Annotated in this window: 18 protein-coding genes and 2 pseudogenes; 18 read left to right on the top strand and 2 right to left on the bottom strand. The window is 38.7% G+C overall.

Annotation, left to right across the window (positions count from 1 at the left end; all coding sequences use genetic code 11):
- Positions 1 to 103: 103 nt before the first annotated feature.
- Genes QFZ28_RS19605 through QFZ28_RS19595 form a run of 3 tightly spaced genes read left to right on the top strand, consistent with a single transcriptional unit; the run spans position 104 to position 1959 of the window.
- Positions 104 to 883, top strand: coding sequence for a 2-keto-4-pentenoate hydratase (locus QFZ28_RS19605; RefSeq protein ID WP_307196204.1), 780 nt, complete (start codon positions 104 to 106; stop codon positions 881 to 883).
- A gap of 45 nt (positions 884 to 928) precedes the next feature.
- Entirely contained in the window at positions 929 to 1711 is a 783-nt protein-coding gene (locus QFZ28_RS19600) for a 2-keto-4-pentenoate hydratase (protein WP_307196203.1), read from the top strand.
- Positions 1712 to 1770: 59 nt separating this feature from the next.
- On the top strand, positions 1771 to 1959 hold the full coding sequence (locus QFZ28_RS19595) for a 4-oxalocrotonate tautomerase (RefSeq protein ID WP_307196202.1): 189 nt from the start codon (positions 1771 to 1773) through the stop codon (positions 1957 to 1959).
- Positions 1960 to 2469: 510 nt separating this feature from the next.
- Here QFZ28_RS19595 and QFZ28_RS29855 read toward each other — a convergent pair.
- Entirely contained in the window at positions 2470 to 2667 is a 198-nt protein-coding gene (locus QFZ28_RS29855) for a 5-methylcytosine restriction system specificity protein McrC (protein WP_373428092.1), read from the bottom strand.
- A gap of 304 nt (positions 2668 to 2971) precedes the next feature.
- Here QFZ28_RS29855 and QFZ28_RS19590 point away from each other — a divergent pair, with 304 nt between their 5' ends.
- From QFZ28_RS19590 to QFZ28_RS19530, 15 genes and pseudogenes are all read left to right on the top strand, one after another.
- A complete protein-coding gene (locus QFZ28_RS19590) occupies positions 2972 to 3688 on the top strand; it encodes a GntR family transcriptional regulator (RefSeq protein WP_263326265.1) in 717 nt (238 codons plus the stop codon).
- Between the two features lie 186 nt (positions 3689 to 3874).
- Complete coding sequence (locus QFZ28_RS19585; RefSeq protein WP_307196201.1) at positions 3875 to 4960, top strand: ABC transporter substrate-binding protein; 1086 nt, start codon at positions 3875 to 3877, stop codon at positions 4958 to 4960.
- A 15-nt stretch (positions 4961 to 4975) separates the two neighbouring features.
- Positions 4976 to 6034, top strand: a complete 1059-nt coding sequence (locus QFZ28_RS19580; protein WP_307196200.1) for an ABC transporter ATP-binding protein — start codon at positions 4976 to 4978, stop codon at positions 6032 to 6034.
- Between the two features lie 14 nt (positions 6035 to 6048).
- On the top strand, positions 6049 to 6969 hold the full coding sequence (locus QFZ28_RS19575) for an ABC transporter permease (protein WP_307196199.1): 921 nt from the start codon (positions 6049 to 6051) through the stop codon (positions 6967 to 6969).
- Positions 6966 to 7769, top strand: a complete 804-nt coding sequence (locus QFZ28_RS19570) for an ABC transporter permease (protein ID WP_307196198.1) — start codon at positions 6966 to 6968, stop codon at positions 7767 to 7769. The genes QFZ28_RS19575 and QFZ28_RS19570 overlap by 4 nt, the downstream gene beginning before the upstream one ends.
- A gap of 12 nt (positions 7770 to 7781) precedes the next feature.
- Positions 7782 to 8105 (top strand): (2Fe-2S)-binding protein, encoded by a 324-nt coding sequence (locus QFZ28_RS19565; RefSeq protein WP_307196197.1) that lies wholly within the window; start codon positions 7782 to 7784, stop codon positions 8103 to 8105.
- Positions 8095 to 9009: an NAD(P)/FAD-dependent oxidoreductase gene (locus tag QFZ28_RS19560; protein ID WP_307196196.1), complete on the top strand. Its 915-nt coding sequence runs from the start codon at positions 8095 to 8097 to the stop codon at positions 9007 to 9009. The genes QFZ28_RS19565 and QFZ28_RS19560 overlap by 11 nt, the downstream gene beginning before the upstream one ends.
- A gap of 13 nt (positions 9010 to 9022) precedes the next feature.
- Positions 9023 to 9184 (top strand): hypothetical protein, encoded by a 162-nt coding sequence (locus tag QFZ28_RS19555; RefSeq protein WP_307196195.1) that lies wholly within the window; start codon positions 9023 to 9025, stop codon positions 9182 to 9184.
- A gap of 25 nt (positions 9185 to 9209) precedes the next feature.
- The gene (locus QFZ28_RS19550) at positions 9210 to 9548 is read left to right on the top strand and encodes a (2Fe-2S)-binding protein (protein ID WP_307196194.1); all 339 of its coding nucleotides are present in this window, start codon (positions 9210 to 9212) and stop codon (positions 9546 to 9548) included.
- The gene (locus tag QFZ28_RS19545) at positions 9549 to 10634 is read left to right on the top strand and encodes an NAD(P)/FAD-dependent oxidoreductase (RefSeq protein ID WP_307196193.1); all 1086 of its coding nucleotides are present in this window, start codon (positions 9549 to 9551) and stop codon (positions 10632 to 10634) included.
- Between the two features lie 57 nt (positions 10635 to 10691).
- Entirely contained in the window at positions 10692 to 11027 is a 336-nt protein-coding gene (locus tag QFZ28_RS19540) for a DUF1904 family protein (RefSeq protein ID WP_307196192.1), read from the top strand.
- 629 nt (positions 11028 to 11656) lie between these two features.
- Positions 11657 to 11746, top strand: a complete 90-nt coding sequence (locus tag QFZ28_RS29850) for a hypothetical protein (protein WP_373428091.1) — start codon at positions 11657 to 11659, stop codon at positions 11744 to 11746.
- Positions 11709 to 11882 carry a hypothetical protein gene (locus tag QFZ28_RS29845; protein WP_373428090.1) on the top strand — a complete coding sequence of 58 codons (174 nt, stop codon included), beginning with the start codon at positions 11709 to 11711 and terminating at the stop codon, positions 11880 to 11882. Before QFZ28_RS29850 ends, QFZ28_RS29845 begins: the two co-directional genes overlap by 38 nt.
- Positions 11883 to 11986: 104 nt before the next feature.
- Positions 11987 to 12343: pseudogene (locus tag QFZ28_RS29840) on the top strand (malate synthase G); the annotation flags it as partial.
- A gap of 3 nt (positions 12344 to 12346) precedes the next feature.
- Positions 12347 to 12751 (top strand): annotated as a pseudogene (locus tag QFZ28_RS19530) (fumarylacetoacetate hydrolase family protein); the annotation flags it as partial.
- Positions 12752 to 13049: 298 nt separating this feature from the next.
- On the opposite strand, the gene QFZ28_RS19525 reads toward QFZ28_RS19530, so the two are convergent.
- Positions 13050 to 13223 (bottom strand): hypothetical protein, encoded by a 174-nt coding sequence (locus QFZ28_RS19525; RefSeq protein WP_263326275.1) that lies wholly within the window; start codon positions 13221 to 13223, stop codon positions 13050 to 13052.
- Positions 13224 to 13608 lie beyond the last annotated feature (385 nt).

The following is a 13608-nucleotide window of genomic DNA, read 5'->3' as shown; positions in this document are numbered from 1 at the left end:
TTGTACGGTTTAGATAGGTTAGGCCGTGCAACAGGTTTTTAAATGTTTTCTGTTAATACTAACAATGACGAAAATACATATCTAATTGAAAGGATGTATTTAATTGACAAGTAAAATTGAAAAGTTTGCAGCTCAATTAATTGAAGCTGAACAAACCCGCGTTGGAATTGATCCGTTAACTACGTTAGATCCAGAAATTACGATTGATGACGCATATTATATTCAACTGCAAAATATTAAAAAGAAGCTAATCGAAGGACAAAAAATAGTCGGTAAAAAAATCGGCTTAACTTCTGTAGTAGTACAAAAAATGTTAGGTGTGGATGAACCGGATTACGGACATCTTTTAGACAGCATGGTAGTAGAAAATGGCGGAACTATTGACATTAAAACAATGCTTCAACCAAAAATTGAAGGCGAAATTGCTTTTATTTTGAAAAAAGATTTAAAAGGCCCTAATGTGACTGTCCTTGATGTTTTACAAGCAACAGATTATGTTGTCCCCGCTTTAGAAATTGTTGACAGCCGGGTTCAAGATTGGAAAATCAAATTACAAGACACAGTTGCAGATAATGCTTCATCAGGATTAGTCGTATTAGGCGGCAAGCCGACAAAAATTGAAGATATTGACCTTGAATTAATTGGCATGGTATTAATGCAAAATGGTGAGGTTGCCAATACCGGGGTGGGGGCTGCTGCTCTTGGAAATCCGGCTTCTTGCGTTGCATGGTTGGCAAACCGATTGGCTGATTATGATATCACCCTAAAAGCGGGGGAAGTAATTCTTTCTGGTGCACTTTCCAGCATGGTGGTTGCAAAACCTGGTGACAACTTTACTGCAAGATTTGCACATCTTGGACAAGTAAGCGTTAACTTTAAATAATTTGGCTTGAATAGATCATGGACTTGTATCTGAGGAGGAAAAGAAATGGCTGGTGAAATCTTTAAACAAATTGCAGATTATCTTGAAGCAGCAGAATTAGAAAAACGTGAAGTTGTAAAAATCACAAAGACTATTAAACCTGATTTAACTGTGGCGGAAGCATACCAAGCACAAGAATTGCTTGTTCAAAAGAAATTAGATCAAGGACACAAAATCATTGGTCCTAAAATGGGCTTAACAAGTAAGGCAAAATGGGATCAAATGGGTGTTTCTGAGCCTATTTATGGCTATATATTTGATTATATGCTTGTTGATAATGGCGGAGTCGTTCCTTTTCAAATTCATCCAAAAGTAGAGGCTGAAATCGCTTTCCTTATTGGTGAAGATATTGAAGGACCTGGAATTACTGGTGCACAAGTATTAGCAAAAACAGAATATGTTTTGCCGGCTCTAGAGATCATAGACAGCCGTTATGAAAACTTTAACTTTACCCATACGGATGTAATTGCTGATAATGCGTCTACTTCAAGGGTTGTTTTCGGAAATACACTTAGAAAACCAAGTGATTTTGACTTGGAATTAGTAGGTTCTACACTTTCTATTAATGGCCAAATAAAAGAACTTGGAGCCGGTGCAGCCGTTTTAGGGCATCCAGCCAATGCAATTGCTGTGTTAGCCAATATGCTTGCCAGAAAAGGCGACAAAATTAAAAAAGGTGAAATCATCCTGTCTGGCGCCTTAACAAGTGCGGTCCTTTTAAAAGTAGGGGATTTTGTTTCAGGGAAGTTCGAAGGACTTGGAGAAGTTACTTTTACTGTTGGTGAATAAGATAATAATAGTTAAATATATTAAGAGTGAAATTTATTAATGATTGAGAGGGAGAGATTATGCCGATTATTCAAGTAAATATTTTGGAAGGCAGACCGCCTGAAAAAATAAAAGCGTTAATTGAAAATATTACTGATACAGTTGTTGAAACATTAGATGCTCCTAAACAAAGCGTCAGAGTTTTGGTTAATGAAATGCCAAAGTCTCATTGGGGAATTGCAGGAGTACCAGCTTCCGAAAGAAAATAAAAAATAGTAACAATGTAAACGTCAAATAGTCCCCCATCTGTCGATTATCAAAACCAACAATGTTAACCGGAGAATGGTTGCCATTCTTTTTATTGTGTTTAAATCATAAAAGAGTTTTTTCACCAGCCCCCATGTGCTGCCACATACACTCTGCGCATGTCGAGAGTAATGAGGTTAGAGTGATAAAAGGTTGGTGCAAAACGGTATAAATTGGTTTACTTTTGTTTAATTAATTTTGCTGTTTAAAATAGTTTTCGGACAGGTGTTGGTGCCATGCTTGGTGCCCAAATTTTAAAAATTAGAAATCACAAGAAAACATAAGGAAGCTAGAAACCTAGATTTATCAATACATCAGAGTACATCAAGATACTAGAAAAACAGGTGCAAGCAAACTTCAAAACTGCTTGAGACCTGCGTGCCAGGTCTGGTGGGTTCGATTCCCACGCAGTCCCGCCAACCCTTACATATCATGGGATTGAGGTGTTTCACTTATTAAGAAGCCATCCTCTATTAGGAGTTTTCCGTATATTCATCAAAAGTACACACCAATTGCTTTTTAAGCAGAGTTTGTTGTTTTACAGAGAGTGATATATTGATTTTACCAATTGGGGACCTGAGGAACTCTGTTTGTTCAACATAGTCCCTACCTAATCCTCTTTTGATTTGATGTCCGATTCCTCTAGCTAATCCTATTTCGACCCCGACCACCGGTATCAATAAACGCTATCAAATCAAGCTTTGCATGCTAATGTGTAAAGCTTTTTTTGTGTTTTCACCGCACTACAAAATAATCACAAATAGTATGCGGGGGTTTAAAGGGATAAGTGTAATGAAATAGTAAACACCGCGATGTTAGAAGTTCGTAAAATAATAACGGGGAAACCATTTATAATTAATGTACAAAAAATTCAAAAAATATTGACAACGCAGGTAAATCACGGTAAATTATGTATTAATAGTAAATATAGTATAAGGTTATAAAGTTATAATATTATAAATTAGGTGTGATTTTATGAAAATAGATAAACATAATCATGTTCCTCTCTATCGTCAAGTGGAACTGGTATTAGAAGAAAAAATTAAATCCAAGCAGTGGGATATAGGTTATCAGCTGCCAACTGAACAGGAATTAGCTGATCTGTTTGATGTGAGTACCATTACGGTCAAACGGGCGGTCATTGAATTGGTAAACAAAGGGTATCTTTACCGGCAAAGAGGGAAAGGTACTTTTGTAGCGGGTTCCACTAATGAACAAGATATTAATGCGATCTTCTCCTTAACAACAGAAGAAGAGGAACATCCGCATGAATTACTCGGTTTTTCGATTGAAAATGCGGAAAATGGGGTGGCAGAAAAACTAGAATTGCAGCCTGAAGCAAAAATCATTAAGATCAAGCGTTTAAAAATTGAGAATGATGTTCCAGTTGCACTTGAGTACTCGTATCTTCCCTATGATCAATGTCCTGGCCTGACGCCAAATGATATAAATAATGAACTTATCTACAATATTCTGAGAAATAAGTTTCATATTTTGTTAGGAAGGGCTAGGCTATTAATTAAGCCGTATATTGCTTTAGGTGAAATGGCAGAATGGCTTCAGGTTGAACCAGGTACGCCTGTGTTTGAATGGGAGAGGATTACGTATACCAAGCAGGGAGAGGTAATTGAATACTCGAAATTTTATATACGCCATGATCAAGTTACCTATTATACTGAGATTCATTTTTAGATAAGCATAAAATATAATATTATAACTTATTAGATTATAATATTATATTTTTTTGAAAGCACTTATCTGAAAATTTTAAAAATTACAACATTGTTTACTAAAATAATTTAAAAGGAAAGGGAGGAAAGTCAAGTAGCTAAAGTATTGCCACATATAAGAGATATCTAAATTTGAGGAGGAGTAATGATGAAAAAAAGAAAAGTGTCGTTAGCTCTATTAATTATTCTTATTCTGGGTATTTTTTCTGCATGCAGCAGCCAAACGGGCAATTCGTCTGAAAAATCAGCTGGTGAAGGCGGAAAAACATTAGTATTTGCTGCCTACGGTGGAAGCTATGAAAAAAAGATGAAAGAGACACTTATTCCAAAGTTTGAAAAGGAATACGGTGTGAAAGTGAAGTATATTACCGGAAGTTCTGTTGATACACTGTCAAAACTTCAGGCACAAAAGGATAAGCCGCAAATCGATGTCGCTTTCATGGATGATGGACCGCAGGCTCAGGCAAAAGCTTTTAGTTTACTTGCACCATTAGATGAGAGTATTGTGACAAACCTGAAAGATGTCTATGATATTGCCAAAGATAAGGACAATATTGGAGTTGGTTTTGGGATTATTACGACGGGATTAGCTTATAACAAAGATACCTTTAAACAAAATGGCTGGGAGCCGGTTAAATCCTGGAATGACTTAGCAGATCCTAAGTTTAAGGATAAATTAGTTCTGCCATCAATTGCCAATACGTACGGAGTGCATATGCTTCTCATGTCAGCTATAGCAAACGGCGGAAGCGCGCAGGATATTGAACCTGGATTTGAAAAAATGAAGGAAATTGCTAAAAACGCAGTGACATTTGATAAAACCGCTGATGTTTCTAACTACTTCTTACAAGGTCAAACAGTTGCAAGTGCGTGGGGAAGCAGCCGCGTATACACCCTGCAAGATACAGGATTCCCAATTGAGTATGTTATACCAGAGGAAGGTGCCCCTGCACTTATGGCAACGGTTAGTGTGGTAAAAGGCGCTCCAAATGAAGAGCTGGCCCAAAAGTTTGTTAATTTTATATTAAGTGAAGATACCCAAGTGGAATTTGCAAACGCCTTATTTGATGGTCCTGTCAATAAAAACGTGAAACTAGATGGGGATATTACCAAGAAGATCGTTTACGGTGAAGATGAAATTGCAAAGCTTGTTAAAGTAGATTGGGAGTATATCAATACAAAGAGAGCTGAATGGACAGAGAGAGCAAATAAAGAAATTGAAGTGACCCACTAATGAAGGGGTGAAATGATGAGCTATTTATGCCTTGAAAACGTAGTAAAAACCTTTAATAAAACAGAAGTTGTGAAAAAGATGAACCTTGAAATCAAGCAGGGAGAGCTTGTTTCCTTCCTTGGGCCATCAGGCTGCGGAAAAACAACTACCTTAAATATGATTGCAGGGTTTCTAGATGTAGACGGCGGAAGAATCGTGGTGGATGGGAAGCCTGTTCACCTGCTTCCTCCTAATAAAAGAGAAATGGGCATGGTTTTTCAAAACTATGCTCTCTTTCCCCACATGACCGTATTTGATAATGTTGCCTATGGTTTAAAGCTTCGCAAGGTTAGTAAAAGCGAGATTCATACCCGTGTTACAGAAGCGCTTGAGATGGTCCGGCTGGCAGGCTATGAAAAACGCTATCCAAAGGAGCTGTCCGGTGGTCAGCAGCAGCGTGTTTCGCTAGCAAGAGCACTCGTGATCAAGCCGAAAGTTTTGCTTCTTGATGAACCATTAAGCAATCTGGATGCCAAGCTCCGTCAAGAAATGCGTGAAGAAATCGTGGAAATTCAAAAAAAGGTTGGGATTACCACCATTTTTGTAACCCACGATCAGGAAGAGGCACTTGCGATTTCAGACAGAATAGCGGTTATGTATGAAGGCAGAATTGAACAGGTCGATACACCAGTGGCCATTTACAACCACCCTCAGACTGATTTCGTCTCTAGGTTTATTGGCGAAGTAAACCAGATTCAAGGTCAGGTGGTCGAGGCACTAAATGATAATCAATGTTTAGTGTCATTGGACGGCTATGAGCAGGTTCTATCGGTCCATCAGCCGAAGGATTCTGTGATTGACTTTTATATTAGGCCTGAAAAAATACAAATTTCGATAGAAAATAGTGGTGGTCTTCAGGTTAGGGTGGAAAGGAAAATGTTTTTGGGTGCGAAAACCCGTTACATTTTAGTAAACAAGGAAAAACATTTCATTGCTGATATTTCCAATGTTGCGTTAAATCCTGATCTGGTTAAAGAGGGGAAACATGTATGTATTAAATGGAATCCAGAGGATTTATTAGCTACCAAAAAGTGAGGTGACTCTATCCGATGCAGGCTGAAACAGCGTATCAGGAACAGGAACTGCTATTCAGGGAGAAAAAAAAGAATTTAACGAAAAAAAAGCTTGATTATATGCTTTTATTACTTCCGACGCTCGGTATTTTTATTTTCTTCTTTTTGCTTCCGTTGTTCTTCCTTTTTATCACAAGCTTTAAGACTTTTGACGCAGCAAGCGGGATTGGCAATGATTGGACACTACAGAATTATATTAAATTTATTACAGATAAATTCTATCTTGGGGTTGTGTGGCGGACGGTCAAAATTGCGCTGATTACTACTCTGGCTGCGATTGTTATTTCGTTCCCAGTAGCCAATCAAATTACAAAAGCAAAGGGAAGGATTAAGAATTATTTAACCCTTTTAGTTCTGTCACCCCTGTTAATCAGCATGGTAATCCGTTGTTATGGCTGGGTCATTTTGTTATCCAATAATGGAGTGGTCAATAATACGTTAATGAATTTTGGGTTGATTGATAAACCATTAACCTTGCTCTATACGGAGTTTAGCGTCGTCATAGGAATGGTGCACGTGTTATTTCCTTATATGGTGTTAAGTATTATGGGTTCGCTTGAAAGAATCGACCCTTCTGTGATCCGAGCTTCACAAAATTTAGGTGCCAGCTCGATTCGAACCTTCTTTTCCGTCATCTTGCCCTTAACGCTGCCTGGAATATTTGCCGGTTCTGTTATGGTTTTTAGTTTAGGCGTGAGTTCCTTTGTCACACCTGCGATTCTAGGGGGGCCTCAGGTAAAAGTGATGTCATTCCTTACATATGAACAGGTTGGTATCATGCTGAATTGGCCTTATGGGTCTGCTATTGGGTTCCTATTAATCTTTATTGCCACTATTACCATCATTATTTATAGCAAATTGCTAACTAGTTCCAAAAAAGGGGTGGCCATTCAATGAGGAAGGCATTACCAAAATTCGGCTTAAATTTCTTTTGTCTGATTGTCTACATCTTTTTGGCTGCCCCGATTGTCGTTGTTTTATTGTCTTCCCTGACAACCACTGAGTTTATCGTGTTTCCTCCCAAAGGGATCACGTTCAGGTGGTATGTCGAATTAATCAATCATCCTGAATTTATGCAGTCCTTTATGCTCAGTATTAGCGTTGCATTTGGTACGGCAATCATTTCAACGATTATCGGAACGATGGCTTCTATTGCTGTTGTCAGATATCAATTTAGAGGGAAAACAGCCATCATGCAGTTAGTTGGTTCACCTCTCTTAATCCCCTCCGTTGTATTTGGGGTGGCTCTTTTGCAGTTTTATTCCTGGATTGGTTTGGCCGCGAGCCCGTCAGCTTTAATTATTGGACATATAATCTTAACCATCCCCTTTGTCATGCGCCTGGTTGTTGCCAGTTTAGTAGGCTTCGACCGTACGATCGAGCAAGCGGCTATGAATCTAGGGGCGGGAAGCCTCAGGGTATTTTTTCAAATTACACTTCCAATCATTAAATCGGGTGTGATTGCAGGAGCTATTTTTTCCTTCATTACCTCTTTCGACGACTTAACCGTTGCCCTATTTATTGTCAGTACCGATGTGGTGACGCTGCCAGTGCGGATTTATACCTATATGCAATATCAGTATGATCCGATCATCACCTCTGTTTCTAGTATCATGATTCTTTTAACAGTCGTATTAATGGTCGTTATCGAAAGAGTATTAGGCGTAGGAAAAGTATTTGAGTCGAAAAATTCATAAGAGGGTGTTTTTATGCACATTAAACATCATCCCGTATTAGGGGAACAGCTTCAAAAACAAGTAAAAATCTTCTTTAAAGATGAACCGCTTGCGGCCTATGAACACCAATCCGTGGCTGCAGCCTTGATGGCCAATGATATAAAAAAATTAGGTTTGAGCAGGAATTTAATTCAGCCAAGAGGCTTGTTTTGCTCGCGGGGCAGATGCTGCAGCTGCTATATGACGGTAAATGGGGAGGATCATGTACGAACGTGCATGACGAAGGTCGAAGAAGGCATGAAGATTTATCCGAATGATGAAGATCCAGAAGTAAGGAGTGAATGCCGTGGAGACTGATGTTCTTATTATTGGTGCTGGTCCCTCAGGTTTTACAGCTGCATTGGAAACAGCATCAAGAGGGTTAGATGTAACCATAGTAGAAGAATCTTTTTCTATGGGCGGACAATTAATTCAACAGACTCAGCTCATTCAATCACTTCCTTCGTCCTATCAGCCTATGCGCGGGTTTGAGCTGGCTGGTCTTTTAACGAAACAAGTAGAGGACTACTCAATTCGTTGTTTGCTAGGTCATCGTGTGATTGGCTTTTACAAGGATGGTAGTGTTGGTATTTCCGATGAGGTCAATGTATTTCCTCTTAAAGCGAAAAAAATAATCGTGGCTACGGGTGCGGCTGAAAATGCCCTTGCCTTTCCGAAATGGACGCTACCGGGAGTCATGACCATAGGTGCAGTCCAAACCTTAATAAATCGGGATTTTGTCCTCCCTGGTAAACATGCCGTTGTTTTAGGATCCAGTGACTTTGCAATGGATGTTGCGCTCCAGCTTTCTGAGTTAGGTGTACAGATAAAGGGGATAATAGAAAAAACTCCAAATATAACGGCACGAGATGTAGAAAAAGGGGTAGAGGTTCGAAATAAAGGTATTCCAATTTATGTTAATTCCTCCATCAAGGAAACCAGGGGAATTGGTAAGGTAGAGGAAATTGATATCGAGCATGGAGAACAGATTCTTACCATAAGTGTTGATGTCGTATGTGTAGATGGAGGCCGGTCGCCTATTCTAGATGTTTTTTACCAGCTTGGCTGTTCATTCAGTTTTCAAAAAGAACTAGGAGGCTGGATCCCGCAATACAACAAATCTTTACAAACAGACCGGGAAGATGTTTTTTTAGCAGGGAACGCTGGCCGGGGTCAGTTCTCAGGGAGTTCTACTAACAACAGGTATGATAGCCGGGGTTAATGTTTCTGAATCCTTGGGAGCTATCAGTAAGCAAGAGGCCGATATCGAGACCATGTCTCTATGGAGAGAACTCGAAATTCTAGAAACGAAGCTTTATCCAGATGCATGGAAAGCAAGAATCCAGCATGTTGAAAACTTTGAACATCCCGTCCTTAAGGACCAATTTATCTCTTAGTTCGAAAAGATTAAGAGACTAGTAGGTGAATAAATTGGATAAAACCACGATTATTTGTCGATGTGAAGAAATCAGTTACGAAGAAATCGAGGAAGTCATTTCGAATGGCGCCAAGAGATTTGATGATATTAAAAGAATGACACGCTGCGGCATGGGACCATGCCAGTCAAAAATATGCAATAGCCTGGTGGCCACTATAATTCATGAGAAAACGGGCATACCTTTTCATGAGATTTCACTGCCGCGTATGAGGATGCCGATAAGTCCAATTAAGCTTGAAACACTAGCAACGAATAGTACCTCATTTTCCTCGGTGAAATCTGTTTTAGATGAGGTGGAGCTAGAGGATGGGAAGGTGAGATAAATGGAAACTAGTTATGAAACAATCATTATCGGTGGAGGGGTCGTCGGAAGCAGCATCGCTTATCACCTTTCGGAACGAAAAAAGGAAGGAATTCTGGTACTGGATCAAAAATTCCCTCTGTCGGGAACTTCAGGTTCCACACAAGCGTGGGTATGGGTTCATAATAAAACACCTTCTTGGTATGCAGAGTTTAATATGTACAGTGCCGAACTTTATCCTTATTTATCAAAAAAAATTGGGGATGTAGAATATAAACGGACTGGCGGACTTTCCCCATTTTTTGATGACGCCGATCGCGAAAAAGCGTTACTGCTTGCGGAGGCCTACAAAAAAGTTGGTATCAAAATTAAGGTTTTATCCCGTGAGGAGGCCTTAGAAAAGGAACCATCGCTCAATCCTGAGGTTGCAGGCGCTACGTATAGTTCCATTGATGGCAACGTAAATCCTTTTCGGTTAGTCGATATGTATATGAGGGCAGCCAAGAAAAATGGAGTTCAATACTCTACTTATAATAAAGTAACGGAAATTCAAAAGCTTCAAGGGAAGTTCATTGTTGTCTCACGAAAGGGAACGTTTGTTTGTAATAATATTATTCTTGCTGGCGGCACCTGGTCAAGAGAATTAGGAAAATTAGTAGATATCAACATTCCGGTCAACCAGTTAAGAGGGCAGATTCTTGTTACTGAACCCCTAAAACCATTTTTACATTATACAATCAGCGGGTTAAGACAGGCCTTTAATGGTGAGGTATTAATCGGTTATTCAATGGAAGAAGAAGGATTTAACAGAGCAACCACATTGGATGTCATTCAAGAAACGGCTAATATGGCTGTTCACTATGTTCCGCAATTAAAAAAAGCAAAGGTTGTTCGCGCTTTTTCAGGAATTCGAGCGATGCCGGAAGATGGTTTTCCCATTCTGGGGAATATCCCGGGTATTGAAAACCTTTATGTAGCAGCTACGCATAGCGGCGTAACTCTATCGCCGCTAATAGGGACTCTTATGACTGAGTTAATTCTGGATGGGGAAACTTCAATCCCAATTGATCGCTATTCCATCAGCAGGTTTGATTTGGCCATTAGATAAATTAGTGTCATAATTTATATAGTAAAAATTTATCAAACCCTTACAGGAGAGATTTGTATGCCACATTTAATTATTAGAGGAGTTTCAGTGGATCAGGTAAAAACAGTTAGTACTTCATTAGTACAAGATTTGGCGGATTTATGTGCATGTGGAACGGACAATTTCACCTTAGAAATTGTCCATTCTACTTATGTATTTGATGGCAATGAAGTACCGGGTTACCCATTAATTGAAGTAAAATGGTTCAATCGCGGTCAGGAAATTCAAGATCAATTTGCCAGCATTGTAACCAAACATATTCAAGCACTCGAATTTCCAGAAGTAGAAGTCGCTTTTAGCACATTTCAGGAGTCCGCTTATTATCTGAACGGAAAGAGTTTTGCCTCATTGTGACATAAAAGATTTTTATTAAATAGAAATAACTTTTAGTAAAAAAATGGCGTTCCTAAACTAATATCAGTTTGGGCACGCCATTTTTATAAAATTATTAAAATCAATTGGGTAATCTATTTTTTTAAAACAAATTAAGAAACAGTGTTTTGTAATAACAAACCACTAGGTTGGAACATAATTTCCAAGATTACTATTTTTTAGGCTCTGTTAAGACTGAATGTTGATTTCATTGTGATTGGAAAATAAGCGGAGATTTTCCGTTTATATTGGAAAATACCCATATTTCCTTAAAAATAGGCGGAGTTTTTCCGATTATTGTATCTAAATCCTTGGATTTTGTCTTATTTAAAGCAGTTAACCGGAATATCTCCGCTTATATCTGCTTCTTAAGCTTCCTCTATATACAATAGCCGGAAATTCTCCGCCTATGAATTCTTAACCCTACACGAAAACTCAACATTAAATAATAACAGAGCCATTTTTTAAGAAATCAATGGAGGAAACCTGCGATGACAAAGTATGTACAAAAAGGAAAAATTCAAGTGGCTCAGGAACTCTATAAATTTATTAATTCGGAGGCTCTTCCAGGAAGCGGAGTGGATGCTGATCAATTTTAGTCCGGTTTTGAAGTGTTAATCAGCGATTTAACACCTAAAAACAAGGAATTGCTGGCGGTTCGTGATGATATTCAAAACATACTTAATACATGGTATCAGTGAACACAGGGAAGACTTTGACTTCGAATCCTATCATTCATTTTTAACGAAAATTGGCTATCTTGAACCGGAAGTAGAAGATTTTGAGATTACGACTGCAAATGTCGATGTTGAAATTACCGTACAAGCCGGACCGTAGTTAGTTGTCCCAGTCATTAATGCCCGCTACACCATTAATGCAGCTGACGCCCGTTGGGGAAGAACGGATAAAGGCCGTGCAAAGATTGGCAAAAGGCATGTGGGCCATCTCCAACTGCTGCGGTATTGCACGCATTGCATTACCATGAAGTAGATGTTAGAAAGGTGCAGAACCAAATGCTCCATCTGACTGCAGACTTCCGAGAAGATATCTTACAATTCTCAGTAATTAAAAAACCATCCTGGACTCCTGAGGAAATTTAGGAAGAGCTTAACAACAACTGTCAAACTCTTTTAGGCTATGTTGTCCGCTGGGTTGACCAGGGGGTTGGCTGCTCAAAAGTATTAGATATCAATAATTTGGAATTAATGGAAGACCGTGCTACATTTCGAATTTCCAGCCAGCACTTGGCAAACTGGCTTCACCATGGTATTTGTACGAAAGAGCAAATTCTTGAAACATGAGAAGTGTTGGATTACGTGTTCGGATACACGGTTGGGAACGATGTAACAGCTCCTCAATTTTTTCATCAAGACGGGCATTGGACCATTGGTAAGTCCTTTGATACCTTCACACCACTAGGGCCAGTTATTGAGACAGAATTAGATCCATTTACTGTGAAAGTGGAAGCAAGACTCAATGGTGTGGAGAAGCAAAATAGTGCAACTGAGTTAATGATTATTCCTATCCGAAGAATGGTATCCTATCTAACAAAGGTGATGACACTTAAGCCGGGGGATGTCATCCTGACTGGCAGTCCGGTTGGAGCAGAGTTTGTCGGTGCTGGAGATACAATTGAATGTAAAATTGAAGAGATTGGGACATTAAGGAATTCATTTGTATTGGCAAAAGAGCAAGTTAAATCTTAATCATACCGCTCTACTATTAAACGCACCACTTTTTGCAGGCGTTCCTATGGGCGTCACCATCTTTTGCTCAAGTTTTCTAGCTTTCCTTTCCTATTTTGGTTTGGTACGAAAAGCTTCGCTGCGGATACAACTATCCAATGACCAGTGCTCAGTAAAGAAACCCAGTATATAAAAATATAAATTTAAAGGAGAACACATTTCGTTAACCTCGAATGTGTTCTCCTTTATTTATCTACTATTAATCTTAATAAGAACATATAGTGTAGGATTTTCCTTTCAACATAAATTTGACCTAAGGTTAATCCGTATATCTAACACCTTTTAACATCATATTGACCTTTAATTTAGTATCTTGGACAATATTTTTTCGAAATTCTTTTGCTTTTTTGAAGGCTTCCGTCATTCCCGATGCTATGATCTTTATTTCTCTGTTACCCACCGGTTCTTCTAGAAGAAAAATATATTCTTTCATGCTGCTTCACCTCTCAAGTTGTAATTTTAATATAATTATATACCATTTTGTAAGCGATTACCACATAATTTTGTGAACGTTTTCACTTTTTAAAAAAAGTTTGTTTAGGTTTATAAACACTATTAGGTATATATCGTTTTATATGCATAAACTGGATATCCCACCAAAGCATATGAAGAAGGGTCCCGAATTTGGTTTCTTTATAGGGATAGGTTTAGTTGCTTTGTTAGCTATTGGGATTATTTTAGTTCCTTGTAACAAGTAGTGGGAGTAATGATTATGAAGAATACAATCCATACACCGAAGATTTTGATGGTGATGGTCTAAAGGGTGATAAGGATGACCATGACATATTAAAAAGTCTACCCACATTGCCGACAGAACC

The organism is Neobacillus niacini (assembly GCF_030817695.1).
Lineage (GTDB): Bacteria > Bacillota > Bacilli > Bacillales > Cytobacillaceae > Neobacillus > Neobacillus niacini_F.
This window is presented reverse-complemented; position numbering and strand designations above follow the sequence as displayed.